Source organism: Pseudomonas sp. AB6, from assembly GCF_034314105.1.
GTDB lineage: Bacteria > Pseudomonadota > Gammaproteobacteria > Pseudomonadales > Pseudomonadaceae > Aquipseudomonas.
Map to the genome: position 1 here is coordinate 1,750,848 of NZ_JAVIWJ010000001.1, position 24,352 is coordinate 1,775,199.

Here is a 24,352-nt window from a genome sequence, read left to right on the forward strand (position 1 = left end):
GGTCATATTCCCGGACTACAACATGCGCTGAGGGCAACGCAACTATGTGATGTCGTTTTCCTACGGAGGGATCATTGCAGTTTTAGGCAATTTTAATAATATTGAACGAGTCAAGACACAAGCTGATTGCAGCTTGAAAACAACTGACTGTTTGCCTAAAACCCCAATCAAGGATGATTGAACAATGAACGTGAACCCCAACACCCGTCTGCACAGTTGGATGGGACAGAACGCGGCCTTTGCCACGCTGCGCATCGATCAATTGATACTTCCCGGCTCCCATGACTCTGCTGCCGATAAGATGGCACCGGGTGGTTATTTTTTCGAAACGACTCAGGATGTATCTCCTATCGATCAAGTGAAGGGCGGCGTACGCGTGCTTGATTTGAGGGTAGAATTCCTTCCGCAACATGAGGTTGGCCATCCAAAACGCTTCACACTTTTTCATGTCACCTATACCGGCAGGACCCTGACGACTGACATCTTCGAGCCACTCAATGAGTTTTTAAACGGGGTGAAAAAAGCTGGTGATACCGCGAGAGAGATCATCATTCTGGATTTCCACACCCTCAAAAATTTCACCCCGGACGCTCACGTCGAGCTCAACCAATTAATCACCCACAGCATTGGTCATCGAGTGATTCCTTGGGATTTACGCAAACAAAGCGTCAGTCAGCTTTGGTACAAACACCCGGGTAAAAATATTGTGCTGGCTTATTCTGGCAGACTCTCACCGCAGTTCTGGCCTAGCGTTCAACACCAATGGATAGGAGAGAACTTCCCGAATACGACGACCTTGAAAGCCTTCATGGATACCCGCGCCAACGCACCTAAGTCCGATTACTACTTGCGCTCCATCCAATGCGCCAAGTACGTCATCGCTCCAGATGACTTCAGTCCGTCCATCGATGAGTGGTTTGAATCCGTTGATGAGAACAGCTACATCCAGGGTTTCCACATCATCAACACCGACTGGACCCTGCGCAGCTCAATCGTAAAAAACTGCATACATGCTTGCCTGGTACGAGCGTTAAACCGCTAACGCTTATTTCAGATACTCAATCACGTTGATCCACCAACTCATGGGACCACCCGGAGTCGGCACGATCACATCGTCGCCGACTTTTTTGAGCAGGGCGCGGGCCGTGGGTGAATCGATGGAGATGTAATCCATCCGCCCATAAATTTCACCCACCCCAGGAAAGCGCCCTGTTCGTTTTCGATTTCGATTCGATTCAATCACCGAAATAGACCCGACTTTCTTGCTCGGGCGAATACAACTACCCGCATGTACTCTGACGCTTGCGCAAAAGTCTGAGCAACGAAAGACCCGGGAGTTACTGCCCCGAAATAGGGTATATGAGGTTGATGGGCGGTCTGCCTCCACCGCGACCTTCAAGCTCACAGACGGCGAGCGCGACGCGTTGGAAGACCTGAATTCAGATAGTTTCACAGCAAACATAATCTGAAACGCGGGTCACGGAGCGACATTCTGGGCCTAATGATGAATAACTGTTCTGGCCTGGCACCTTAAGGCTATGGAGAAAGCCCTGAGCATCTTTAACTCAAGAAGTGGGCCGACGCCACGACCATATTTATTGATTAGGCCTCCCGGGGTTTTGGCATAACCCTCTCCCTCGCAGCGTCTTTCATTGGAACTTTGCGCTATAAGCGCCAGGCAAACTTCGGCACGAATGGGCTTAGGTTGTTACGACCAAGCCCCTGCATGTTAGCCTCAGCTTACAGTTCCTGCGCAGGCACCCGATCTGACATGAATTATGGCCCCCTGGCATTGCGAACGCATTGACCTGTGAAAGTAGGCCAGCCCTAATTACTTTGGAGCTAGTATTGCCAACTAACATCATCACTCGCACCGGCTACAACGCATTAAAAGAGGAGTTGGATCACCTCTGGCGCATCTATCGTCCGGAGATCACTCAAAAGGTAGCTTGGGCTGCCTCCCTTGGTGATCGAAGTGAGAACGCAGATTATCAATACAATAAGAAGCTCCTTCGAGAAATTGACCGTCGGATCAGATACCTTCGGAAGCGGTTGGAGGATGTTCGAGTAGTCAACTATGCCCCGGAACAAGAAGGGAGAGTGTTCTTTGGTGCCTGGGTAGAGATTGAAAATGACAAAAGCGAAAGCAAGCGATTCCGAATCGTCGGCTACGATGAAATCTATCACCGAAACGACTATATCTCGATTGACTCGCCAATGGCTCGCGCTCTTCTGAAAAAGCAAGAGGGGGATGAAGTAGCGGTACAGACGCCTTCGGGCGAAGCCGTCTGGTTTATCGAAAGCATAGTTTACGAAAAGACTGACCTAGCATGACAGCAGTGACAATGAAATAAATTACCCTGTCTGATGGCAGTAGTCGCTTGCGCTCAGCATCCCCGAAGTAGCCACTACCGCTTACTACCAGACAATATCTCTACCCTCATCCCTAATCTCATGCCAATGAACATCAACCACGCGCACCAAATTGGTGTCGCTGACGGAGTGGTCGAAACTTTGGGGAAGTAAGGTGCTCTTCCCCCGATGTTCGCTTTGAATGAAGCGTTCATGGGCAATTCTTACGAGCGGCAGCTCGGGCCGATTGCTGCTGGTCTGTCATACCACCAGCGCAACGGACTCAATCACCTCCCTGAACCATTGTTGAGCCGGATTCAAATTGCCACGACGATGCCAGATAAGATGAAAAACGATCTCCGGTAATGCTACTGGCGGTGGGAACAGGGCCAGCTTGCGCCCGGCAGGTGAACTGAAGGCGATTCGTTTCAGGACGGTAGCGGTCATTTGCGAAGAGGCAATGATTGCTGGTACCGCGAACATCTGTGGCAGGGTCAGTGTCAGCTTGCGTTTTTTACCTAGCTGCGCCAGTGCTTGATCCACCAGGCCATAACGCTCGCCTTCAGGAGAGGCCAGCACGTGGGAGAGCGTAAGGAACGTATCCAGGTCCATCCCGCGCCGGGCGGCCGGGTGGTCGTGGGCGATAAGCGTGACGAAAGTGTCGCGCAGGATCGGCCGCGTCAGGATCCGGCCGTCCTGATGGCTCGGCAACACCCCAATCGCTGCATCTATGACGCCGGCATCAAGCAGGTCAACGGCATGGTCGCGGTCGTTGTAAGCGTGGACGTTGATCGTCAGGCCCGGCGCGTGCTCCCTCACCGCCTGCAACAGCTTGGGCAACAACACGAAAGCGGGATAATCCGACAGGCCAAGGTTCACGGTGAGCACCGCCTCTGTCGGCACAAAGTCAGGCCTGGTCACCAGCGCGTTTTCGATTTGCCAGAGTGCCAAGGCGATGGGCTGGGCAAGTTCGCGCGCCCGCGGCGTAGGCAGCAAACCATCGGCGCTGCGTAAAAACAGCGGGTCGCCTACCAGCTTGCGCAGCCGGGAAAGGGCCGCACTCATCGCGGGTTGGCTCACACCGACTTGAGTCGCTGCCCGGGTCACGTTGCGCTCAATTATCAATGCGTTGAAAGCGGCAAGCAGATTCAAATCGATGCCATTAAAATCCATAAATCAAATAAACACCTATATCAATCATTTGTTTTACGGATGTTACCGCACCACTCACACTCTCGCCACACCACACTAAACGACGAGAACAACGCCATGACCCCCAACGAACTTACTGCCCGCCTGCACACCGAGCGCCAAGCAGTAGAAACCCTGTATCGCGCCTTTAGCGAAAAAAATCCGGACCTGGTCGACAGCATTCTGTCCGCCGACTGGGACGATATCCCATTGGCGCCTGGGCAAGTCGCAGGTCCAGAAGGCATTAAGCCAATTATCCGCAGCTTCGGCGAAGCTTTTCCGGATGTGCACATCGTCATCCACGACATGATTCAAGTTTCTGGTCAGATAGCTGTTCGCGCTGAAATCACCGGCACCCATCTGGGCGAATTGTTTGGCATCGCACCCACCGGCAAGCACGTCAGCTTCCGTCTGCATGAATTCCATACGCTGGACGGCGAACGCGTCACCTCCACTTGGCACATGGAAGACTGGTTCGGCCTGTTCCTTCAACTAGGCCATTTCCCTGCCCAACCTTGAGCACTCCACGAGGTTTATCATGAAAGCAGCATCCATTAATGTATTCGGTGGCCCAGAGATCGTCACTGTCGACAACGTTGACTTGGGTCAGCCAGGCAGTGACGAGGCGGTCGTGCGGGTCGAGGCTGCCAGCATCAATCCGCTGGATTTGAAGATGATCGCCGGGTATATGCAGCCAATGTTTCCGGTTGAGTTGCCCTATATTCCGGGCACTGATTTCAGCGGCGTGGTCAGCAGCGTCGGTACGCAGGTCACGCATCTGAAGCCGGGTGATCGCGTGTTCGGTCGCAGCGCGCCCAGTTCTGGAGGCGCATTCTCCCAGCAGTTGCTGGTCGCTGCTTCGGACCTGTGGGTGATTCCGGCCGCCATGAGCTTCGAACAGGCTGCGGCACTACCCACTGCGTTTGGCACGGCCAGCCAGGCATTGTTTGAGGTCGGTCAGCTGAAGCGCGGCGAACGGGTCTTGATCCATGCAGCGGCGGGTGGCGTAGGCAGCATGGCGGTGCAGTTGGCTCATTTTGCGGGCGCCCATGTCATCGCCACAGCCTCCGCGCGCAACATTGAACTGGTCAAAAGCCTGGGCGCGGACGAGGTGATCAACTACCACAATGAGGACTTCACTGCGCTACGTGACATCGATCTGGTGCTCGATACCTTAGGCGGCGACGCCATGGAAAATTCGTGGTCGGTGCTCGGTGCTGGCGGGCGTATCGCGACTTTGGTGGAGTTCGACATCGAGTCCCGCGAGGAGCATGTCGGCCAGTTTGTCTTCTTTGCCAGCGCGACGCCTTTTCTTCAGGAAGCTGTGCGGTATTTCAGCGCTGGGCAATTGCAGATCATCACCGACTCGATCTTTGCACTGGAAGAAACCCGCGCCGCGCTGGAGAAAGTCGCCACTGGTCACGCACGCGGCAAGGTCATCATTCGTACTCGCAACTAATTCGGGAGCCGCACCATGGCACACGATGCACAGCAGGTGGTTCTGGTCACAGGCGCAGGTTCGGGCATCGGCAAAGCAATTGCTTTGGCGCTGGCCCGCGCCGGGCACCACGTCTATGCCAGCCAGCGTGACCCCAGGAAGAAGAACCGGGAGCGCAGCCAGGCTCTGGAGCAGATAGCCCGGCAGGAAAGCCTCGCGCTGGAGGTGTTGGAGCTCGATGTTCTGTGCGAAACCGCCTGCCGTGCAGCGGTCGATCAGATCCTTGCCCGGCACGGCCGTCTGGATGTGGCGGTCAATAACGCCGGTATGTTGATGGCCGGGTTGACCGAGGCGTTCTCAGTGGAGCAGGTCGCGCGAATTATCGACACCAACGCGTTGTCGTGGTTGCGGGTCAATCGCGCGGCGCTGCCAGCGATGCGGCGCCAGGGGCACGGATTGTTAATGTACGTCGGCAGTACGACCTCCCGGCTGCACGAACCTTTCCTGGGGCCCTATATTGCCAGCAAGGTGGCGGGTGATGCTTTGGCCGAAGTTATGGCCATGGAGGTAAGGCCTTCAGGTATCGAAAGCGTGATTTTGGTACCTGGTGCGTTTACGTCTGGCACCGAGCATTTTTCCGATGCGCAGTCTCCTGCTTACCAGGCGATTGAGCAGCAATACGGCGAGCTGTCCAAGCGTATGGCCGGTCTGGAAAAAAAGCTGAATGCTATTGACCTAGCCAATGGCGGTGCGCTGGATGTTTCAGCGGTCGGTCTGGCAGCCGCCAAGGTGCTGGCCATGCCACGTGGTCAGCGACCGTTACGAGTCACTGTTGATGGTCAACACAAAGGCACCGAAGCAATTAATGCGGTGTATTACCAGAAGCAGGCGCAGTTTCTGCGTCAGATGGGTCTGGAAGATTTGATTCTTCCGGTATGAGGGATGGGCGTTTGAACCTGTCAGTCGCTATCCTATCCAGGATAGCGGAGCGTCCATTCTTACTGATTGGAGTTCGTGAAGTAAGCGAACAGCGACGCAGCACCTCGTTGTTTTGAGCGAAACAACGCAATCTTATTAGGTCGACTCAGGGCTGGGGTGCTTGGCAACCACCGCCTGGGACTGCAACGAACACGTGGTTAAGCAGGCTTGAAATCTTATGGTTAGCCATTGAAGGCAAACCAGCTCAGAAAGCTAGGGCGTAAAGCCCTAGCAAATATTACTTTCCCTTTTTCGCTGGCTTTTCTGCCTTCTCTGATTTCTTAGCCTTTTCTGGCTTGCTATCAGCTCTTTTTGCGGATTTTTTTGGTTCGGCATCTTTCTTCTGGTCTTTCTTGTCGGAAGATTTCGAAAGAGCCGATTGCGAAGCTGATTTCTTTGCTGGTGATAACTTTTTGTCTTTCAATTCCTTGCTGGCTTTCGATGTTTCACCTTTGCTTTTTTTCTCGTCTTTAGCCACTTTGACCACCTTTTGGAGTATGCCGGTATTGGCATCGCCTGTGGATGATCCACAAGCTGATCATTAGGCTAGCGCGTCCAAAAGCAGTTCAATTTTTTTATACGTCGATATATGCATCTGGGTAATGCGCCCATAAGTACTGAGGGCCGGGTAGCCTAAATAGGTCATCAGTTATGCCTCAGAGGCGGATGGCTGATCCCAAGTAGAAACTAGTCTTGTTAGATCGACTGGAACCCTACTGGAAGCTATCTCATACATCGTGATTATTCTGTCAGAGAGCGAGAGCTAAAAATTGGGGCCGACAATTTCAGGCAACAAACCTAGCGTGCATTCTGGTACGGGGCGAGCCGGCGCCAGGCCCGGCAGAAGACCGCTCTTGCGGGCAAAGTAAAGCCCGCACCATCACTTCCTGCGTGTGTAAATGAACACTCAACGCGCCATGGGAATCAGGCCTCCTTCGTCGGCACGAAAGTACCCACTGGAGCCTCGTGCGGAATTGACCAACCAAAATAAACCTCGACGTCGGTGATGAGGCCGTTTTTGATCGTCAGCAACTCAGTGTTTCGGAATCGGCGGCTGTTGGCGCGACCCTCGTAGGTGACGAAAACTCGCTCCCCATCGCTAACGAAATGGATGAAGTCGAAACCCTCAGTCGATTCGCTGTTCGGCCAGCAGCGCGTGAAGTACGTCTCGCGGTCTATCCGATTGTCAAGCGGGCTGGTGAAGTGGAAATCGTCGGCGATCAGCGCCTCAATTGCCGCACGGTCTTTCTTGACGTAGGCGTTGTAAGCTATACGCGCAATATCGACAATATCTGCTGCCATGATCACATCCTCACTAGGGCATTTTTACTGAACGTCTCAACGCAAAGATCAGACGGATCTATCGGGATGGCCGGGATCCGGATATTTCGGTGGGCGGAGCTAGTTACCCGGAGCGTTTGGAATTTTTCCCAAACATTTCGAGATGCCACACCTCAGTAAAGTCGTCTGCGGGAAACATGCATTCGACACGCAATTCCTGAGCGGAGATGGTTTGGGGCGTACCCACTGTTGACACCATCGAAAAGTAATTCAGCAGTTTTCCATCCTTGATAAAACCAACCGGTATCACTGGTGAGATGTCGGGTAAATCTGCGGTGCTCCAACCGATGTCCACATCTGGATAAGAAAGAAGTTCGCTCATCAGACGTCTGGTTTTTTCGTCGATCATGCCGCCGACAGCTTCACGGCTAATTCTCTCGAACAATCCTCTTGCGACGGCATCCCAATTATCAATAAACGGTCGCATCCCATCAGGATCAAAAATCAAATGCAGCAGATTGCGTGGTTTTTCTCTTTTTGATAAGTCAATAAAACTTCCAAAAAAACGTGAAGCAAATTCGTTGTTTAGAAGTACATTCCAATACCTATCCATAACGACCGCCGGGTAGGGCTCATGCTGCTTGAGCATGCGTTCCAGTGCTCTATTAACGATCCGCATTTCTGCCGCATTCCATGCAGGATCGGCGTAAATGGGTGCGAATCCAGCGGCGAGAAATAGATTATTCCGGTCGCGTAAGGGAATATTCAACGATTGTGCCAGGGCCATCAGCATCGCCCTGCTCGGTACGCTTCTGCCGCTCTCGATGAAGCTGATGTGCCGTTGAGATACCCCGACCTCAAGCGATAGCTCCAGCTGACTACGGCCATACTTTTTACGCCAGTCACGTAGCAATGCGCCAATAGAATTTCCAGAACTGGCAACGTTATGGTTTGACATGTAATTGAGATTCATCTAATCAGATCCCCGGTACAGATGAGTAAATATATCTTGCACCTTGAGCGGGCGACGTATGAACGATAAACACTTCATCAGTCATTAGTACCCTGCCCATGATCATGATCATGAGTTTTGCATGGAAGTGTGCATCCGTTCTTTATCTCAAATTAATCACTGAAATCCCGCACAGATGCATAGCACAAAGGCCACAAATTATTCATGCCGTTGCTGATATTCATTTGCGGCATGCAGCAATGATTACTGACTCCATGTGTGCGCCTGAAATGATTCTTCCAGGGGTGGATTCGCTACATTTGCGACGTAATTGGTAATGGTCGATGCGGCAATAACATTAATCAGTTCCAAAATCTGTTCTTTATTGAAGCCGGCTTCATAGAATGCTTGCAGAGCTTGTTCACCGGCGTGGCCACGTTTCTCAATAAAATTTTTGGCCAAACCGGACAGTGCTGCGTGCTTTACATTTTTCAGAGCATGGCCAGCGCGAATTGCCTCTACGTCTGCTGGATCTAAGCCTTCTTTCAGCGCTAGGAATGTATGAAAAGCAATTGGCCAGGACGATGCGTTCGTTACGGCATTTGTCAGCAGCACCGCCTGGATTTGATCTTCCGTGAAACTGCCGCTGTGTGCTTTTTGGAACACACCGATGAAACTGCTGATCAATGTCGGAGATCCTGCCATTGCACCCGCGATGTTTGGAATGAAGCCAAAGGTTTCTTGCAAAGCTTCCAGAACAGGTTTCGATTTTTCTGGGGCAGATTTGACTGTGTAAATTTCAAAAGTAGACATTTTTTAGCCTTTAGTAGGTAACAGCACGAGTCATGATTGAATCGCTTGAACTGAATGTTAAAGATTGCATTCGCGCTCATCAATTACGTCAAAGGTAATGATATCTTGCGCGACAGTTCAGTTACCTGATGATGGCTGAGCACGTTCTCCTACCCGTTGGGTGAAGCTTCGACTGCAACTTCGAGCCGCAACGCTATGTTGCATTACCTCTCGACGAGCGGGGAGCACATCAATCTGAACGGTTACTACCAGAGACGAAGCCGCGCCAAGGTTCGCGTAGACAAGTGCAGACCATTGCGTCCTATTCCACCCGCCTAAAGTGCTCTATGTTCCGTTTTCTGATACCACTCAACTACTACATCACCAAAACCCCAAACGGCTGGGCGCTTAGCAAGCAAGGTGCAGAGCGCGCATTTAAACCGCCGCCACTAAAGACGAGATTACGAAGCTCGCAATTAAGTTTCTGAACGGTAAGACGGCTTTGCTCAAAATCTATAAGGAAGATGACACGATTCAAGAGGAACGTACCTACCCACGCACTGCTGATCGACCAAGGCCAAGGGCTAGGGATAGGCGGCTTGGCCCGAATCAGCATCTCCCTCCTCCTTCTATCGTAAGCGCCCAGTAACCGCGAACCGCTACAGAAAACATCTGCTGCAGGGTCTGCGTCACACATGGGACGCCGCACTCAACGGCGTCCCATCGCTTCAAATCGTACTTGACAGTACTTTCTCTGGCGGTTGAGTGCGGCGGCCCAATATTCCAGCTCCAGCAGCCACTACGCCTGAGATCACCAGTGTGATCAACAGAATCCAACTAGCCTGTGAAACTCGCTTGGCTGCCATATCGGCTGCTTCACGCGTTTTCTGCTCAGCATCAACTTTGAGCTGCTGATACTTAGCGTAAGCATCTCGATAGCTCTGTTGGGCCTGATCGACCATTTGATTTGCCTCTTGATCGGATTTGCCTGTTCGCGCTTTTATGAGATTAACCACGGCCTGCCGATCAGCCGCGTCCCATGCTTTATCTCCTTTAGCTTTGATTTTATCCAGCAGACCACTCAAGTTACCCTGCGCCTGCTGCGGTTTGGCCGCGCTATCCTGTGCTGTTTTTTTCGCATCTTGTTGCACATCCTGCGCGTCCTGTTTAACCGCTTCCGGTTGCAGCTCAGGCTTACCTGTCTGCCTCATAGCGGTCTCCAACTGACCCTGGATATCGTCAAGATTGAAATCGATACCCTGTTGGCGGAGCTGATCCTGAATTTTGTTGCCCATGGCGGGCGCAACCTGTGCGATTCCGCTGCCAACGGCAGATAGGCCACTGCCAGCGATATTTAAACCGCCCCTTACAACACCGGTAACAGCACTGGACACTAAGTAAACGGTAATCAAAGAAACGGTAGCCCAGACCAGTAGGCCATGGAGACCACCCTCCCGGTGGGCAAGCCTGCCCGCAGCCCATCCGCCGATAAACAGCGAAAGAACACCGCTTACGACCACCCATATTCCAGCGGACGTACCCATGCCTTGAACCGGATTACCCTCCTGAAGTGGCTCAATCGCAGCGGAGCCAATTGCCGTACCCAACAGGCCTAAAATCAGCGAAACGATCATGGACAGAACAACCCCGGCAAACACGGCACTCCAGGATATTCGTTTAAGGAGAGGAGCGAACGTCTGCGTTCGGTCGTACACGGGTGGTGAAGTGTAAGAAGGTTCGGTAGGTATCATTGTTCTATCCTTTGGAAGCGGTTTTTCCAGAACTACAGCTCTGAAGAGTGTGCTGAAAATGCACGTATCAGGGGTTACTGAGGAGTGCCCCTTACACTGAGTCGACCCGCTTTAAAACGTCGTTGTTTCTTCTAGAACGATGAATGGTCTGAAATCGGCCTACAGCCCAGCTGCGTTGAATTTAAACCGCCGTACCTGTCTTAAAAAAATGTAGATACGGACCTCTTCCCGTTTCATTCATGCATCTACTGATAAAGCTCTTCACCGATTGCACCATTGATCCCCAAGCTGATCGAAATCACTGAACCAAACTCATGATTCAGCGCTCCTTTCTCTAGAGAATAAATTAAAGGCGGATACTCGTATGAGAGCACTTACCTGTCACGGCGCCTATAACGTCAAAGTAGACACTGTTTCAGATCCTGGATTTTTGTTTGGAGATGCATTCGACAAACGGCTGACATTTAAAATGAGACCGATCCATGTTCAGCATTCCTTCCCGAGCTATCGGATACATCGCAACGGGACGGCCCTTTCCAGAGGAGATTATCAGCCATCGAATGTTCCTGGAGCAGGCAGCAGGCGGGTACAAGATTTTTGACAAGAAGCAAGAGAACTGTCGAAAGTTCTTTTGACTCCCCGCTGTGGGCAGTATGTACCTCGCGGGGCACAAACAACGGTTGAGGATGGCCGATTCTGAACGTACCATACGCGACTGGGCCCGCCTTAAACCAATATCTACGGACGCGACGCGATTTCTTCTAAATGATTAAGTAAGTCGAGAGGATCTTCATAAACTCTCAAGGCTCCGGCTCGCTCTAACTCACTGATATCATACCCACCAGATAACAAACCAATGCCCGTTGCCTTGCACCGCCGAGCAGCCAGCATGTCCCAGACTGCATCGCCTATTACAAGGCATTCTTCGATTGCAACATCCATTTTTCCAGACGCAGCCAAGAACAGATCAGGATCGGGCTTACCGTATTTCACGTCATCGCGAGTGATGACATTGATTTTATGGAAGTCCAGGTTCAGAGCTTTTAAATTGATCTTTACCGTCTCGCTACCCCCACTCGATGCAATACACCATTTGAGGCTATTCTCGCTGAGCGCGTCAAGAAGCTGAACCGCACCAGGTAACGCTATGATCTGGCCTTGAAGCCTGTCGTACGCCTTGGCATGCTTCTCGCTGAGCCTGTGCCCTTGATCCGTACTGATATTCAAACCAGTTTCACGTGATAAAGACTTCAGCATTAGCCCACCGCTCATGCCGATTTTTCTATGAATTCGCCACATCGCAAGGTGAATATTTTCAGAATCGAGCGCTTCTTTCCACGCGGCCACATTTTGATAGACGCTATCGGTAAGTGTGCCATCAAGGTCAAATATGAACGATGTTTGCCGTCGCATAAGAATCTCCGGATATGAAATCGTTGTGGCAAGTCTATAAAGGCAAGCCTGCTCAGGTTTTACGTTCCCGTGGCCATGCGCAAATACAGCAAAAAATAACGCTGATTTTCAAAATGTCCGGCGCAAGCCAGGTGGCCAAAACTCGCCCGCTTCTTTATTGATTAAGATTGGCATCAGGCGTTCCCTGTTTCGTGCACATACTCGATACCTAAAGAGAATCGGTGAACGTCCAGGCAACCCGACTTGCAGCGCTCTGCTAGTAGCCAACGATAGTTCATAGTCGTCGTACCCCTTAAAGTGGTACCGGCACACGGATGGCTCAAGCGCCCGGTAGCGGTTCGAGTTTGGCCAAGAGGATGTATATGTGACTCTTCGTTTTAGTACTGCTCTGTAGTACCGGGATTAAACCTGCCGTCAGGGTTGGCCCAATCGACGCCGCCAAAGTTACCTTTTGCTGTGTCCGGGCGTTTAACAGGCCGGAGATAGTCAAGCTCCTGCTTCAGGGCTTCATGACCTTCCTTTGTGATGATTTGTGTACTCAATAGATCGCTTGCTTATGTCAAACAGGCAACTCAAGCCCAGTAGTTAACCGCTCCTACCCGCGAGTTATCAGTCCCTGCCGGGCAATTCGCACCAAATGTTTGATGAATACTTCGGCTTTGTCGGCATTGGGCGATTGCACCACCGCGATGTCGAAACGATCATCGGGAAAGTCTGTTAGGGATTCATTCTGGTCGATGAACTGGACAAGGAACGCAGCAGGCTTGCCGTTGCGCTTGGGCCAGCCTTCCAAATAGCGCAGCAGCGTCGGTTGATGCGAACCACCCAGTAGAATCCTGGGGTTGCGACGCGTCAGGGGTGATGTGAACGGTGACAATCTGATAAGGGGATGCGAACAGCTCATGGTGTTTTGTCTCAGCCTCAGAAATCCCGCTGGGCAGCGGTGAGAGGCAACACCGAACCAGCGCTTTAGCGGTATTTAGAGGTCTGTTCAGACCTCAGAATAGACGAGGATTCAATCCTTGCCTGGCGCCCCGCAAGTAGCTGTTTAAATCGGCGCATGGGCAGCATCCTAGAGAAGCGGCGTAGCCACTGTCAATAAGCACTTAGACTAAAACAACCACGCCCGCACTCAGCGGGCGTAGTTCATGAGGACAAGCTCAGCCGATAATGGCTCGGTCCATCGACACTCTGCCGGCACCTTCGATCAGGATCGCAACTAATGCCCCCAGTAATGCCAACGCGAATTCAAAACCGTTGTTGGCCATGAATAAACCATTGTGAATGTGCACCGAAAGAATGGCGACAATCGTCATGATCGATAAGGCGAACGCCGCCGGACGCGCCAGCAAGCCAATGATTAACCCCAAGCCGCCGAAAAATTCAGCGCCTCCAGACAACGAAGCCATGAGATAACCCGGTGTCAAACCCAGGCTTTCCATGTACTGCGCGGTTCCGGACAGACCATAGCCGCCAAACAGCCCGAAAAGCTTCTGCCCGCCGTGAGCAACGAAGATGATGCCGACGAGTATCCGTAAAACCGTCACGCCGTAACCAGCACGGGTTGAGAATACCGTTTTCATCAGGGTGTTCATCTCAAGCATTCCTTTTTATGAGTGGGCGAATTGGCCGCTATATTAATCACTATTTTTTTAATAAAAAGCGCGCGATACACCGCATAACCATCAGGATTATCGATTATTTTTTGAGACAATCTTTGGTAGCCGTGATTTGGCAGCTGGCCCTTCCAGAGAATCGCGCTCGTGGTCAAACGCCAGATAATACTTGTTCACACTATTAACGTAGCTCACGACACCCATCCCCACCTGCTCCATAGCGATTCTCTCAACCTGAAAAAACCACTGGTTCGGGTTCAGCCCTCGGCGTTTTGCTTCGGCGCGCATAGCTTCTACCCGTTCCGGGCCCAGGTTGTAGGCGGCCATTACAAAAGCCATGCGCTCACGCTCGTTGACCTTGGGACTGGAGAAATACTTGCGTTTGATCATCGCCAGGTACTTCGCTCCGGCAAGCACGTTGCCATCCACGTTGTGAATATTATCGACGCCGACCCGTTGCGCGGCAGAGGGGGTGATTTGCAGCAGTCCTGTGGCTTTCCCCCCGCTTTTAACGCTGGGGTCAAGCGCCGATTCCTTGAAGGCTAACGCGGCAAGGTTCAGCCAATCCATGCCCTGCTCCTGCGCACACCGCTGTAAAACGGGCCGCAGCTTTTCTAGACGCTGACGGTCTTGGCTGGCCAACGGATAGTGCAATTGATACTGACCCTGGTAGGCCTGTTCGAACGCAAAGTCTTCGCCGGCGGGCGCCTGATACTGCTTGATAAACCGGTCAATACTGGCGCGCAGCATGGTGGCGTCCTGACGCACATACCAATTCATGTCGCCACTGTTACTGAGTACCAAAGAGCGCTCCACCCGCAACTTGGGCATGACTTTGACCCATCGCTCGGCAATGGGTTGTTCGACCACGGTCAGGTGGTAAACCCCGGCCTGAACCATCTCCAGCACGTCTTCCACAGCGAGACTGGGATCAACCCATTCAATTTTAACCGGCGGCAGTTTGCGCAAGCCCAGCTTTTGGTTGAGTTGATCAACCGCGTTATCTGCCGCGCTGCCGGTAGCTAGAGTGATCGTTCGGCCCGACAGCTGCTCAATGTGCTTGAAACTGCGGTCGCCCTTGATGCCGACGACAATCAGTGGCACATGACTGACAATAGGCGCGCTGGCATTGACGGCCCGAGCCGCGCTCATGTCGAGTAGTTCACCGGGTGCTACCAAATCACCCTCCCCGCGCTGCAATGCGGCCAGCAACTGGTCCTTGGATTTAGGAATGATCTTTAACGTCAGTTGTTTCCCGTCGCGGGAGTGACTGTTGAGGTACTGCTCGAAAGCACTTAGCCGATGGTATTCAACACCAATTTCTTCGCCCGGAACTTGGCCCGAACTGTTGCGACTTTGATTGACCAGAACACGCAATACTTTGCTACTACGAATCGCCGAGAGGTCTCGCACCTGACTCTTTTTCACTACTACCGGCGGCCCTACAAGGTCTGCAAGTGCTGGCAATGGCGCCAAGGCCAGCATCAACATCACAAGATAAAACGTGGGTCGCATCATGCGGTTTTCCAAGGGAATGCGTGCCAAAAATAAGCCGCAAAGAATCAAAAGCCCAGCGTAGAAGCGAGTAACCAAACTCCTCACTTCTAACAAAGCACCTCAATATCGTGTTTCAACTCACTGTAACTGCGGAGTTTATTTATATCAGTCCAGGTCTGATATTCTCTTCAGCCTTCGGCCCGAGGTAGCACCATGCAACTCATCGACATTGGCGTCAACCTGACCAACTCAAGCTTTGCCCATAAGGAACAGGCGGTCCTCGATCGCGCTTACCAATCCGGCGTCGGGCAGTTAGTGTTGACCGGGACACACGTTGAGAGCAGCGAGCAGTCGCTGGAACTGTGCCTCAGGCTCGACGAGTCCGCCCAGCGGCTGTTTTCCACCGCAGGTATTCATCCGCATTCGGCCAGTGACTGGACCTCTGATAGTGAACGCCAGTTACGGGCGCTGCTGAAGGAAGATCGAGTCCGTGCCGTGGGTGAATGCGGGCTTGATTTCAACCGAGACTTCTCCCCTCGCTCGCAACAAGAAAAAGTGCTCGAAGAGCATTTAGCGTTAGCGGTCGAGCTGCAAATGCCGGTGTTTTTGCACGAGCGCGATGCCAGTCAGCGGCTGTTGGAAATCCTCCGCGACTACCGCGACCGACTGCCAGCTGCCGTTGTCCATTGTTTTACCGGCGAGCAGCGTGCGCTGTTTAGCTACCTCGATCTGGATCTGCACCTCGGTATCACCGGCTGGATTTGCGACGAGCGTCGCGGCACCCATTTGCACCCGTTGGTGAAGGACATCCCCAGGGGCCGGTTGATGCTTGAAAGTGATGCGCCGTACCTGCTGCCACGCAGCTTGCGACCAAAACCGAAAAATGGCCGTAATGAACCGGCTTATCTCACCGAAGTCTTGCAAGAAGTTGCGCTGCACCGCGAAGAAAGTCCGGAAGACGTCGCCGCGCACACCACTGATTGCGCCCGGGCGTTTTTTGGATTGCCGATTGTTACCGATATACCATGTCGTGATATCCCCGAATAAATTCGGTCTCACAGGGAGCGCGGATTACCGGTGGGATTCACCTGACACTCCGCCCTGATCGCCTCGCCAACCCGATGAAGCCTGGCAATTGGCGGCCATACCTCAACGTTCCAACAACCGGTATCCAACCCCCGCTTCGGTCACGATAAACCTGGGATTGGTCGGGTCATCCGCCAATTTCTGCCGTAAATGTCCGACGACTATGCGCAGGTAATGGCTGTCCTCAGTGTGGGTCGGCCCCCAGATATCTTTGAGCAACTGCTGCTGAGTAATCACCCTCCCAGGGTGCCGGGCCAGTTGCGCCAGTACCGCGTACTCCTTACGCGTCAGCCCGACTTCAACCCCATCCAGTAGCACTCGCCGATACGCCAGATCCACTGTCAACGGGCCGAAAATCAGAGCGGCTTCTTGCTGTTCGCCAGCTGGCGCCTGGCGCAGTAACGCCCGGACTCGTGCGAGAAACTCTTGTATCCCAAACGGTTTGGTCACGTAGTCATTGGCGCCGCCATCAAGTGCCTGAACTTTCTGACCTTCGCTGGCACGCACTGAAAGCACCAGCACCGGGGCTGTGGACCACTCACGAAATTCGCGCAACACCTCTTGGCCATCCATGTCTGGCAAACCAAGGTCGAGCACCAGTAAATCGGGCTTGTTCAACGCGGCCTGGCTCAGACCTTCGCTGCCGGTGCCGGCTTCCAGTACCTTATAGCCTTGGGAGACTAGGCTGATGCGTAGAAACTTTCGAATCTGCGGCTCATCATCGATCACTAGGATGGTCGAGGTCTGACTCATGGTTGTCTTGCCATCTCAAATGAAGTGCTGAGCGTAACGCACTGCATGATCAGAGGGTGTGCTCCAATTCAGTTTCGGGTTGCGTTTGCAACGGAAGATACAAGGTTATGCACGTGCCGCGCCCTTCAATGCCCTCGGCGACCGTGATATGCCCGCCATGGGCACCGACCATCCCCAGGCAGATGGCCAATCCAAGACCTGTGCCCTGCCCACCGCGATCGCCTCGGGACGCGGTATAGAACATGTCAAAAATCTTCGCTCGCTCAGCTTCAGGTATGCCGGGGCCTTCGTCACTGACCGAGAAAAACAGCTCGCTGTCGGTCGTCCCCGCGTTAACCTGCAAGCGCCCTTGGGACGCAGAGAAGCGCGCAGCATTCTCCAGCACATTGACCAAAGCCTGCTCGATCAAGGCAGCGTGCACGTAAAGCAATGGTAGTTCCAACGGCACATGAGTGCTGACCTGCAGCGGCGCCAATACTGCGCGCAAGCGGTTAAGTGCGCTGCCGACGATATCGCCCGGTGACACCCAGTCCCGCGCCAGTTTCAACGCACCGTGACCCAGACGAGTCATGTCCAGCAAGTTTTGAATATAACGATCCAGGCGCTCGGCCTCGTCACGGGTGCCTTCGAGCAATTCACGACGATCTTCCAGTGGGATCGCTTCACCTAATGCCAATAGACTGTCGATGCTGCCGCGCATGGCCGTCAGTGGTGTGCGTAAATCGTGTGATACCGACGCCAGCAACGCACTGCGTAATTGCTCGGTTTCACCATGCAATCGCGCGGCCTCCAGCTCTTCTGCCAACTGGGCTCGGGCCAATGCTTGGGCCAAGGGTTGACTGAGTGCGGTTAATAGCCGACGACGCTGATCGGTAAAGGGCTGCCCTTCATGCGGACATACGCCAAGTAGCGCTAACGGCCCCTCCTCCATCGACAACGGCCACCACCACCAATGGCCCAGCGGTAACGTGCCCGTGCCAAAGCCTGCGGCTTGATCATGTTGCCACGCCCAATCGGCTGCCGCTCGTTCGGCTTCGGACAGCTGCAATGCGCTCCCGACTTCGACTTTCCAGGCACCTTGATCGTCGCGATCCAACAAACAGATGTGCAACTCTCTCCAGCCACTGAAATGCTGTTCAGCAGCGCTTAACATCGCCTGCCGATCAGTCGCCGCCGTGAGTTTTCGCGAAAGGTCTAGCAACTCACTTGTTTCCTCCTGGGTATCGCGCAGGGCACGAAGTTGCTGGCGTTGCCGGGCCGCAAGGTTGCCGGTCAAGGCGGCCATCAATAAAAAAAACAGCAACGTCAGCACGTCTTCTTCGCGCTGGATGCTGAACGAAAATTTCGGTGGAATAAACAGAAAATCGTAGGTCAGAAAAGATAACGCCGCGCAGGCCAGCGCAGGGCCGAGACTGCTGCGCACCGCCACCAATAATACGGCGGCGAGAAACACTAGCGAGATATTGGGTAGCGCCAGGACGCTCGATACCGCCCACGCCAAGGCAGTGGCCAATATCGTCGCGATCAGCGCCAGCCCATAATCAAACCAGACTAACGCCCGTGCCGAACGTGAGCGGGGTTGATCGTGCTGCGCTTCACTATCGAGCACATTGATTTCCAGGCCGTGAGCATCTCGCAACAATCGCGCCGCCAGCCCACCGCCCCACAAGCGCCTGCGCAAGCGTGGGCGCGATTGTCCCACCAGTACCAAGCTGGCGCGTCGCTCTGCGGCGTGTTGAATCAGGGTTTTAGCCACCTCTCCCGCCCGCAACAGCACCACTTCGCCACCTAAGCGTTCGGCCAGTTGCTGTGCGCTTTGTAAACGCATGCGCGCCTCTTCATCAACTACCCGACCATTATCGACGTGCACCAAGCTCCACGGCAGATGGCGACGCTGCGCGACGCGACTGGCGTGTCGCACCAGGCGCTCGGCTTGAGGGTCACCGTCAATCCCCACCAACAAGCGGCCTCGAACGGCGGGCGCGGCCTGGCCCAATTGGCGATACCCTTGGGCCAGGTCGTCATCAACCTGCGCCGCCGCGGTTTGCATCGCCAGCTCGCGCAATGCCGTGAGGTTGGTTTGGGTGAAGAAAGCGTCGATGGCAGCCCGAGCTTGTTCGGGCACGTACACTTTGCCGTCACGCAGACGTTCCAACAGCTCCCGAGGAGGCAGGTCGATCAGCACCAGCTCATAGGCTTCCTGCAACACCCAATCGGGTAGGGTTTCGCGAACCTGCACCCCGGTGATGCCGCGAACCTGATCGTTAAGACTTTCAAGGTGCTGAACGTTGACTGTGGTGTAAACATTGATACCGGCCGCCAATAACTCTTGAATATCTTGCCAGCGCTTGGCATGGCGACTACCGGGTGCATTGCTGTGAGCTAGCTCGTCGACAAGGACCAGTTTCGGCGCGGCCATGAGCAGGCCGTCAAGGTCCATTTCTTCCAGGGTCACGCCCCGGTATTCCGAGCGTAATAAAGGTTGCTGAGGCAAGCCGCTGAGCAAAGCTTCGGTTTCAGCCCGGCCGTGGGTTTCCACTACGCCAGCCAATACGTGCGAACCTTGACGCAGTTGGGCGTGGGCCGCCTGAAGCATGGCGTAAGTTTTGCCGACGCCTGGTGCAGCGCCCAAAAACACCTTGAGCCGCCCACGGCCGTCCCGCGGTAGATCGGCTAACAGTGCATCGGCGCGGCGGGTGTCACTCATGGTTCGTACTCAGTGTGTGCAGCAAATTTGCTTTCTGTGGGAGCGAATTCATTCGCGAAGGGATCAACACGGTCCTTCAGATAAACCGCGCCGCCCAATTCCCGAATGAATTCGGTCCCACAGGATTTCGGCATCTGCTCAAAGCTGCGCTGACGGTAACTCATTCAGCGTTTGATTCAAGATCAAAACATTAACCACCGGCGGACCTATCAACGGCCGGTAGGTATTTTCATTGACTAAGCGTTGCACCGTGGTCACCGGCAAGTTACGGGCGTTGGCAACACGGGCCACTTGATAGGCCACGGCTTCTGGTGGCAGGTGTGGATCGAGACCGCTGCCTGAAGTGGTCAGTAACGATAAAGGCACTGCGCCCTGGCCAGGAACCACTTCTTTGGCGACGTCAGCGGCGACCCGTGCAGCCAGTGCCGGATTGCTTGGAGAGAGGTTGCTGGCGCTGCTGGCGACCGTAGCAAAAGCCCCGGCAGATGGCCGCGAGTGGAACCAACCGTCACCGGTAAAACTTTGGGAGATCAACTCAGAACCACGCACCTTACCTGCCTTGTCATACACCAGGCTGCCGTTGGCTTGCGAGGGAAATGCCACTTGGGCGATACCGGTCACTACCAGTGGATATGCCACGCCAGTGATCAGGGTCATTAATACAATCAGGCTCAGGGCCGGACGCAATACGCTAGACATCATCGAATCCTCAATCAGGGTGATCGTCACGCTCCAGAGAGCGTGATGAAAGTGTGCGTTTAGACCAAGTGCAAGCCAGTCAACAGCATATCGATTAGCTTGATGCCTACGAACGGCGCGACAATTCCGCCCAAGCCATAGATCAACAAGTTGCGGCGCAACAGCGCGGCGGCACTGGCGGCCTGAACCCGGACACCACGCAAGGCCAGTGGAATCAGCACCACGATGATCAAGGCATTGAAAACAATCGCCGAGAGTATCGCGCTCTGCGGGCTGGCCAGGTGCATGACGTTCAGCACCCCCAGTTGCGGGTAGATAGAGGCGAACAGCGCGGGCAAGATCGCGAAGTATTTGGCTACGTCGTTAGCGATGGAGAACGTAGTCAACGCGCCACGAGTCACCAGCAACTCTTTACCGATTTGCACTACGTCCAGCAACTTGGTCGGATCGCTGTCGAGGTCCACCATGTTCGCCGCTTCACGGGCCGCTTGAGTACCATCGTTCATCGCCATACCGACGTCGGCCTGGGCCAGTGCCGGGGCGTCATTGGCGCCGTCGCCACACATCGCCACCAGACGACCGTCGTTCTGCTCCAAACGAATCCGCTCCAGTTTTTTCTCTGGGGTGGCTTCGGCCAGCACATCGTCGACCCCCGCTTCAGCCGCAATCGCAGCCGCTGTCAGAGGGTTGTCCCCGGTGACCATTACCGTGCGAATTCCAAGTTTGCGCAGTTCGGCAAACCGTTCGCGAATGCCGGGCTTGACCACGTCTTTGAGGTGGATAGCGCCCAACAGTTTGCCGTTCATGCAAACCAGCAGCGGTGTACCACCGGTTTTGGCGATTTTGTCGACTTCCCGGGCCAGTGCAGGCATCAAGTCGCTACGGGTCATGTCAACGAACGCCAGGACCGAATCCACGGCACCTTTGCGATACACGCGGCCTTGGTAATCGACGCCGGACAGCCGAGTTTCCGCACTGAACGCCACCGGAGTTAATGCCGACGCAGGCGGCTCGGTAATCGGATGCAGCTCACGAAGGTACTCAACAATGGATTTGCCTTCTGCGGTGTCATCTGCCAAAGAGGCCAGTAGCGCTCCCTCGCCCAGCTCCAGAGCGGTAACTCCCGGCGCGGCATACAAGGCCGTGCAGCGGCGGTTGCCGAAGGTGATGGTGCCGGTTTTGTCTAGCAACAACACGTGCACGTCACCCGCAGCCTCAACCGCACGACCGGATTTGGCGATGACGTTGAGGCGCACCAGACGGTCCATGCCAGCAATACCGATGGCGGATAACAAGCCGCCGATGGTGGTCGGAATCAAGGTCACCAACAGCGCCACCAAAAACACCAGCGGCAGACTGCCGCCGGAAAAGTGAGCGAAAGGTTGAAGGGTCACGACCACCAACAGAAAGATCAGGGTCAAGCCGATCAGCAGAATATCCAGCGCGATTTCGTTGGGGGTTTTTTGCCGTTTAGCACCCTCCACCAACGCAATCATGCGGTCCAGTGTCGATTCACCGGGATTGGCGGTGATCCGGATCAGCAGCCAATCGGACACCAGACGTGTGTTGCCCGTAACCGCCGAACGGTCGCCGCCTGACTCACGAATCACTGGCGCTGATTCGCCGGTAATCGCGGCCTCGTTAACCGCAGCAATACCCTCGATGACCTCGCCATCACCAGGAATCATTTCCCCGGCTTCAACGCGGACCACATCGCCACGGCGCAAGCTGCTGGCATTGACCACCCGAAGGCTGCCGTTGTCATCTCGACGGCGTGCCTTCAGGCCTTCGCTGCCAGCTTTAAGGCTGTCAGCGCGGGCCTTACCACGACCTTCGGCCAAGGCTTCGGCGAAATTGGCGAACAACACGGTGAACCACAACCAAATGGCGATCTGTACCGCGACCGAGGTCGGCACCGCCGGGTCAGGCACCAAGCAAAGAATGCTGGTCAGAATAGCGGTCAATTCGACCACCAACATCACCGGCGCGCGCTGCAGCTGACGGGGGTCGAGTTTGATGAACGCTTGCACCACGGCCGGCCGCCACAGCGCAGAGAGCGAGGTTTTGACCGATTCTGGAGCGCCTTGAGGCGCTGCGGTTTTTGAGACAGGAGTCTGCATATGATCTTTATAAATAGACATCATCTAATCCTCAGAAGCCCATGCTCAAATGTTCGGCAATCGGTCCCAGTGCCAGCGTGGGCAGGAACGACAAGCCACCCACTAGCAAAATGGTCATCGTCAGCAACGTCACAAACAACGTGCCGTGAGTCGGGAAGCTATTGAGGCCCAGCGGCGCGGTTTTCTTCGCCGCCAGACTGCCTGCCAGTGCCAGCACCGGCAGGATGTAGCCGAAGCGCCCGAGGAACATAGAGAGGCTGAGCATCAGGTTGTGGAATAACGTGTTAGCACTGAAGCCACCGAAGGCTGAACCATTGTTAGCCGTGGCCGAGGTGTAGGTGTAAAGCAACTGACTGAAGCCGTGGGCGCCAGGGTTGCTGATTCCCGCCGCCGGACCCGGCAAGCTTGCTGCGAGCGCGCCAAATACCAGTACACCGACAGGCATGACCATCAAGGTTGCGACCAGCAACTTGACTTCATAAGCTTGCAGCTTTTTACCTAGGTATTCCGGGGTGCGGCCAATCATCAATCCGGCCAGGAATACCGCAATCAGCACGTTAAGCAGCATGCTGTACATGCCGGCGCCGACACCGCCGAAGATCACTTCACCGACCATCATGTTGGCCAGTGTCACCATGCCGGTCAGTGGGTTCAGGCTGTCGTGCATAGCGTTAACCGAACCGTTTGACGCCGCTGTGGTTGCCGTAGCCCAGAGCACAGTAGCGGTAGTGCCAAAGCGGGTTTCTTTACCTTCAAGGGGTGCAGTCTGCTCAACCGAAGCGATATTCAACGTCGGATTCGGCTGATACTCAGCCCACATCGCCGTTGCGCCGCCCATCAGGAACAGCGTCAGCATGCAGGCCATGATGGCCCGGCTTTGGCGCAGGTCTTTGACGTAGTGTCCAAAGGTGAACACCAGCGCAACCGGGATCAAGATGATCGACACCAGCTCTATAAGGTTGCTCCAGGCCGTCGGGTTCTCGAACGGATGCGCCGAGTTAACCCCGAAAAAACCACCCCCGTTGGTGCCCAATTGTTTGATCGCAATCTGGCTGGCAGCAGGCCCCATCGGCAAGCTTTGATCCGCACCCTGCAATGTCACGGCATCAATGTAATGGGCGAAGGTTTGTGGCACGCCCTGCCAAACCAGGAACAGCGCCAGGATCAGACACAACGGCAGCAGCCCGTAAAGGGTCGCGCGGGTAATATCCGCCCAGAAGTTACCGAGGTTTTGCGTTGAGCGACGGCTGATGCCACGGCAAAACACAATCAGTACCGCGATGCCGGTGGCGGCGCTGACGAAGTTCTGTACGGTCAGGCCGACCATCTGGCTTAGGTAGCTGAGCGATGCTTCACCGCTGTAGCTCTGCCAGTTGGTGTTGGTGACAAAACTCATGGTGGTGTTGAAGGCCAGAGACCATTCCATGCCTGGCAGTTGCTGCGGATTAAGCGGTAAGCTGCCTTGGAACAACAGAATCGCGAACAACACGATAAAGCCCACCAGGTTAAAAGCAAGCAAGGCCAGGGTATAGCTTTTCCAGTTTTGTTCGGTTTTTGGATCAACCCCACACAGGCGATAACAAACGCGCTCAATCGGCCCCAGCACCGGGGTCAAGAAGGTTCGCTCACCCTCCATGACGCGATAGTAAAATCGTCCCAACCAAGGCGCTGGCAATAAAACCAACGCAAAGAAGGCGACGATGAGTAGATAGTCATAACTGTGCAT

The 24,352-nt window shown here is 54.3% G+C and carries 22 protein-coding genes and 3 pseudogenes; 8 read left to right on the forward strand and 17 right to left on the reverse strand.

All coding sequences use genetic code 11. The annotated features are described in order from the left end of the window. Positions 1–184 precede the first annotated feature (184 nt). Positions 185–1,042 (forward strand): hypothetical protein, encoded by an 858-nt coding sequence (locus tag RGW60_RS08405; protein ID WP_322203738.1) that lies wholly within the window; start codon positions 185–187, stop codon positions 1,040–1,042. Positions 1,043–1,045: 3 nt separating this feature from the next. On the opposite strand, the gene RGW60_RS08410 is transcribed toward RGW60_RS08405, so the two are convergent. Continuing rightward, positions 1,046–1,195, reverse strand: coding sequence for a GreA/GreB family elongation factor (locus tag RGW60_RS08410; RefSeq protein ID WP_322203739.1), 150 nt, complete (start codon positions 1,193–1,195; stop codon positions 1,046–1,048). A 653-nt stretch (positions 1,196–1,848) separates the two neighbouring features. Between RGW60_RS08410 and greB (RGW60_RS08415) the strand changes: the two genes are divergently transcribed. Beyond that, positions 1,849–2,334, forward strand: a complete 486-nt coding sequence (greB, locus tag RGW60_RS08415; protein ID WP_322203740.1) for a transcription elongation factor GreB — start codon at positions 1,849–1,851, stop codon at positions 2,332–2,334. 279 nt (positions 2,335–2,613) lie between these two features. Here the strand turns inward: greB (RGW60_RS08415) and RGW60_RS08420 are convergent, their stop codons facing one another. Further along, positions 2,614–3,525, reverse strand: a complete 912-nt coding sequence (locus tag RGW60_RS08420; protein ID WP_322203741.1) for a LysR family transcriptional regulator — start codon at positions 3,523–3,525, stop codon at positions 2,614–2,616. A gap of 96 nt (positions 3,526–3,621) precedes the next feature. On the opposite strand from RGW60_RS08420, the gene RGW60_RS08425 reads away from it, so the two are divergent. Genes RGW60_RS08425 through RGW60_RS08435 form a run of 3 tightly spaced genes read left to right on the forward strand, consistent with a single transcriptional unit; the run spans position 3,622 to position 5,920 of the window. Next, positions 3,622–4,062 (forward strand): ester cyclase, encoded by a 441-nt coding sequence (locus tag RGW60_RS08425; protein WP_322203742.1) that lies wholly within the window; start codon positions 3,622–3,624, stop codon positions 4,060–4,062. Positions 4,063–4,081: 19 nt separating this feature from the next. Continuing rightward, positions 4,082–5,002: an NADP-dependent oxidoreductase gene (locus RGW60_RS08430; RefSeq protein WP_322203743.1), complete on the forward strand. Its 921-nt coding sequence runs from the start codon at positions 4,082–4,084 to the stop codon at positions 5,000–5,002. A gap of 15 nt (positions 5,003–5,017) precedes the next feature. After that, complete coding sequence (locus RGW60_RS08435; protein ID WP_322203744.1) at positions 5,018–5,920, forward strand: SDR family NAD(P)-dependent oxidoreductase; 903 nt, start codon at positions 5,018–5,020, stop codon at positions 5,918–5,920. Between the two features lie 277 nt (positions 5,921–6,197). Here RGW60_RS08435 and RGW60_RS08440 read toward each other — a convergent pair whose 3' ends face one another. The 4 genes from RGW60_RS08440 to RGW60_RS08455 all read right to left on the reverse strand — a co-directional run bounded on the left by RGW60_RS08440 (position 6,198) and on the right by RGW60_RS08455 (position 9,005). Then, positions 6,198–6,446 carry a hypothetical protein gene (locus RGW60_RS08440; protein ID WP_322203745.1) on the reverse strand — a complete coding sequence of 83 codons (249 nt, stop codon included), beginning with the start codon at positions 6,444–6,446 and terminating at the stop codon, positions 6,198–6,200. Positions 6,447–6,883: 437 nt separating this feature from the next. Further along, positions 6,884–7,261, reverse strand: coding sequence for a nuclear transport factor 2 family protein (locus RGW60_RS08445; RefSeq protein WP_322203746.1), 378 nt, complete (start codon positions 7,259–7,261; stop codon positions 6,884–6,886). Positions 7,262–7,364: 103 nt separating this feature from the next. After that, positions 7,365–8,213, reverse strand: coding sequence for a helix-turn-helix transcriptional regulator (locus tag RGW60_RS08450; RefSeq protein WP_322203747.1), 849 nt, complete (start codon positions 8,211–8,213; stop codon positions 7,365–7,367). Between the two features lie 243 nt (positions 8,214–8,456). After that, on the reverse strand, positions 8,457–9,005 hold the full coding sequence (locus RGW60_RS08455) for a carboxymuconolactone decarboxylase family protein (protein WP_322203748.1): 549 nt from the start codon (positions 9,003–9,005) through the stop codon (positions 8,457–8,459). A gap of 326 nt (positions 9,006–9,331) precedes the next feature. Here RGW60_RS08455 and RGW60_RS08460 point away from each other — a divergent pair. Then, positions 9,332–9,552 (forward strand): annotated as a pseudogene (locus tag RGW60_RS08460) (DUF2188 domain-containing protein); the annotation flags it as partial. Positions 9,553–9,712: 160 nt separating this feature from the next. On the opposite strand, the gene RGW60_RS08465 reads toward RGW60_RS08460, so the two are convergent. Beyond that, complete coding sequence (locus tag RGW60_RS08465; RefSeq protein ID WP_322203749.1) at positions 9,713–10,735, reverse strand: hypothetical protein; 1,023 nt, start codon at positions 10,733–10,735, stop codon at positions 9,713–9,715. A 424-nt stretch (positions 10,736–11,159) separates the two neighbouring features. On the opposite strand from RGW60_RS08465, the pseudogene RGW60_RS08470 reads away from it, so the two are divergent. Continuing rightward, positions 11,160–11,370 (forward strand): annotated as a pseudogene (locus tag RGW60_RS08470) (glutathione-dependent formaldehyde dehydrogenase); the annotation flags it as partial. A 103-nt stretch (positions 11,371–11,473) separates the two neighbouring features. Here the strand turns inward: RGW60_RS08470 and RGW60_RS08475 are convergent. From RGW60_RS08475 to RGW60_RS08490, 5 genes and pseudogenes are all read right to left on the reverse strand, one after another. Further along, complete coding sequence (locus RGW60_RS08475) at positions 11,474–12,148, reverse strand: HAD family hydrolase (protein WP_322203750.1); 675 nt, start codon at positions 12,146–12,148, stop codon at positions 11,474–11,476. A 424-nt stretch (positions 12,149–12,572) separates the two neighbouring features. After that, positions 12,573–12,690, reverse strand: a pseudogene (gene greB / locus RGW60_RS23780) (transcription elongation factor GreB); the annotation flags it as partial. A 53-nt stretch (positions 12,691–12,743) separates the two neighbouring features. After that, the gene (locus tag RGW60_RS08480) at positions 12,744–13,052 is read right to left on the reverse strand and encodes a class I SAM-dependent methyltransferase (RefSeq protein WP_322203752.1); all 309 of its coding nucleotides are present in this window, start codon (positions 13,050–13,052) and stop codon (positions 12,744–12,746) included. Between the two features lie 256 nt (positions 13,053–13,308). Then, complete coding sequence (locus RGW60_RS08485) at positions 13,309–13,743, reverse strand: DoxX family protein (RefSeq protein WP_322203754.1); 435 nt, start codon at positions 13,741–13,743, stop codon at positions 13,309–13,311. A 96-nt stretch (positions 13,744–13,839) separates the two neighbouring features. After that, positions 13,840–15,282: a transglycosylase SLT domain-containing protein gene (locus RGW60_RS08490; protein WP_322203756.1), complete on the reverse strand. Its 1,443-nt coding sequence runs from the start codon at positions 15,280–15,282 to the stop codon at positions 13,840–13,842. Between the two features lie 192 nt (positions 15,283–15,474). On the opposite strand from RGW60_RS08490, the gene RGW60_RS08495 reads away from it, so the two are divergent. After that, positions 15,475–16,308 (forward strand): TatD family hydrolase, encoded by an 834-nt coding sequence (locus RGW60_RS08495; protein WP_322203758.1) that lies wholly within the window; start codon positions 15,475–15,477, stop codon positions 16,306–16,308. A 102-nt stretch (positions 16,309–16,410) separates the two neighbouring features. Here the strand turns inward: RGW60_RS08495 and RGW60_RS08500 are convergent, their stop codons facing one another. From RGW60_RS08500 to kdpA, 5 genes are all read right to left on the reverse strand, one after another. Further along, positions 16,411–17,100: a response regulator gene (locus RGW60_RS08500; RefSeq protein WP_322203760.1), complete on the reverse strand. Its 690-nt coding sequence runs from the start codon at positions 17,098–17,100 to the stop codon at positions 16,411–16,413. A 49-nt stretch (positions 17,101–17,149) separates the two neighbouring features. Beyond that, on the reverse strand, positions 17,150–19,807 hold the full coding sequence (locus RGW60_RS08505; protein ID WP_322203762.1) for a sensor histidine kinase KdpD: 2,658 nt from the start codon (positions 19,805–19,807) through the stop codon (positions 17,150–17,152). 138 nt (positions 19,808–19,945) lie between these two features. Then, a complete protein-coding gene (kdpC, locus tag RGW60_RS08510) occupies positions 19,946–20,506 on the reverse strand; it encodes a potassium-transporting ATPase subunit KdpC (RefSeq protein WP_322203764.1) in 561 nt (186 codons plus the stop codon). Between the two features lie 59 nt (positions 20,507–20,565). Next, positions 20,566–22,626, reverse strand: a complete 2,061-nt coding sequence (gene kdpB, locus RGW60_RS08515) for a potassium-transporting ATPase subunit KdpB (RefSeq protein ID WP_322206873.1) — start codon at positions 22,624–22,626, stop codon at positions 20,566–20,568. A gap of 31 nt (positions 22,627–22,657) precedes the next feature. Beyond that, positions 22,658–24,352 (reverse strand): potassium-transporting ATPase subunit KdpA, encoded by a 1,695-nt coding sequence (kdpA, locus tag RGW60_RS08520; RefSeq protein ID WP_322203766.1) that lies wholly within the window; start codon positions 24,350–24,352, stop codon positions 22,658–22,660.

Excerpts from the sequence above, each read along its gene's own strand:
- RGW60_RS08485 (WP_322203754.1), bottom strand. The coding sequence starts at position 13,743 with ATGAACACCCTGATGAAAACGGTATTCTCAACCCGTGCTGGTTACGGC.
- RGW60_RS08465 (WP_322203749.1), bottom strand. The coding sequence starts at position 10,735 with ATGATACCTACCGAACCTTCTTACACTTCACCACCCGTGTACGACCGA.
- RGW60_RS08480 (WP_322203752.1), bottom strand. The coding sequence starts at position 13,052 with ATGAGCTGTTCGCATCCCCTTATCAGATTGTCACCGTTCACATCACCC.
- RGW60_RS08405 (WP_322203738.1), top strand. The coding sequence starts at position 185 with ATGAACGTGAACCCCAACACCCGTCTGCACAGTTGGATGGGACAGAAC.
- RGW60_RS08435 (WP_322203744.1), top strand. The coding sequence starts at position 5,018 with ATGGCACACGATGCACAGCAGGTGGTTCTGGTCACAGGCGCAGGTTCG.
- kdpC (WP_322203764.1), bottom strand. The coding sequence starts at position 20,506 with ATGTCTAGCGTATTGCGTCCGGCCCTGAGCCTGATTGTATTAATGACC.
- kdpA (WP_322203766.1), bottom strand. The coding sequence starts at position 24,352 with ATGCACAGTTATGACTATCTACTCATCGTCGCCTTCTTTGCGTTGGTT.
- RGW60_RS08430 (WP_322203743.1), top strand. The coding sequence starts at position 4,082 with ATGAAAGCAGCATCCATTAATGTATTCGGTGGCCCAGAGATCGTCACT.
- RGW60_RS08505 (WP_322203762.1), bottom strand. The coding sequence starts at position 19,807 with ATGAGTGACACCCGCCGCGCCGATGCACTGTTAGCCGATCTACCGCGG.
- RGW60_RS08420 (WP_322203741.1), bottom strand. The coding sequence starts at position 3,525 with ATGGATTTTAATGGCATCGATTTGAATCTGCTTGCCGCTTTCAACGCA.
- RGW60_RS08425 (WP_322203742.1), top strand. The coding sequence starts at position 3,622 with ATGACCCCCAACGAACTTACTGCCCGCCTGCACACCGAGCGCCAAGCA.
- kdpB (WP_322206873.1), bottom strand. The coding sequence starts at position 22,626 with ATGCAGACTCCTGTCTCAAAAACCGCAGCGCCTCAAGGCGCTCCAGAA.
- RGW60_RS08455 (WP_322203748.1), bottom strand. The coding sequence starts at position 9,005 with ATGTCTACTTTTGAAATTTACACAGTCAAATCTGCCCCAGAAAAATCG.
- RGW60_RS08495 (WP_322203758.1), top strand. The coding sequence starts at position 15,475 with ATGCAACTCATCGACATTGGCGTCAACCTGACCAACTCAAGCTTTGCC.
- RGW60_RS08490 (WP_322203756.1), bottom strand. The coding sequence starts at position 15,282 with ATGATGCGACCCACGTTTTATCTTGTGATGTTGATGCTGGCCTTGGCG.
- RGW60_RS08445 (WP_322203746.1), bottom strand. The coding sequence starts at position 7,261 with ATGGCAGCAGATATTGTCGATATTGCGCGTATAGCTTACAACGCCTAC.
- RGW60_RS08500 (WP_322203760.1), bottom strand. The coding sequence starts at position 17,100 with ATGAGTCAGACCTCGACCATCCTAGTGATCGATGATGAGCCGCAGATT.
- RGW60_RS08475 (WP_322203750.1), bottom strand. The coding sequence starts at position 12,148 with ATGCGACGGCAAACATCGTTCATATTTGACCTTGATGGCACACTTACC.
- RGW60_RS08450 (WP_322203747.1), bottom strand. The coding sequence starts at position 8,213 with ATGAATCTCAATTACATGTCAAACCATAACGTTGCCAGTTCTGGAAAT.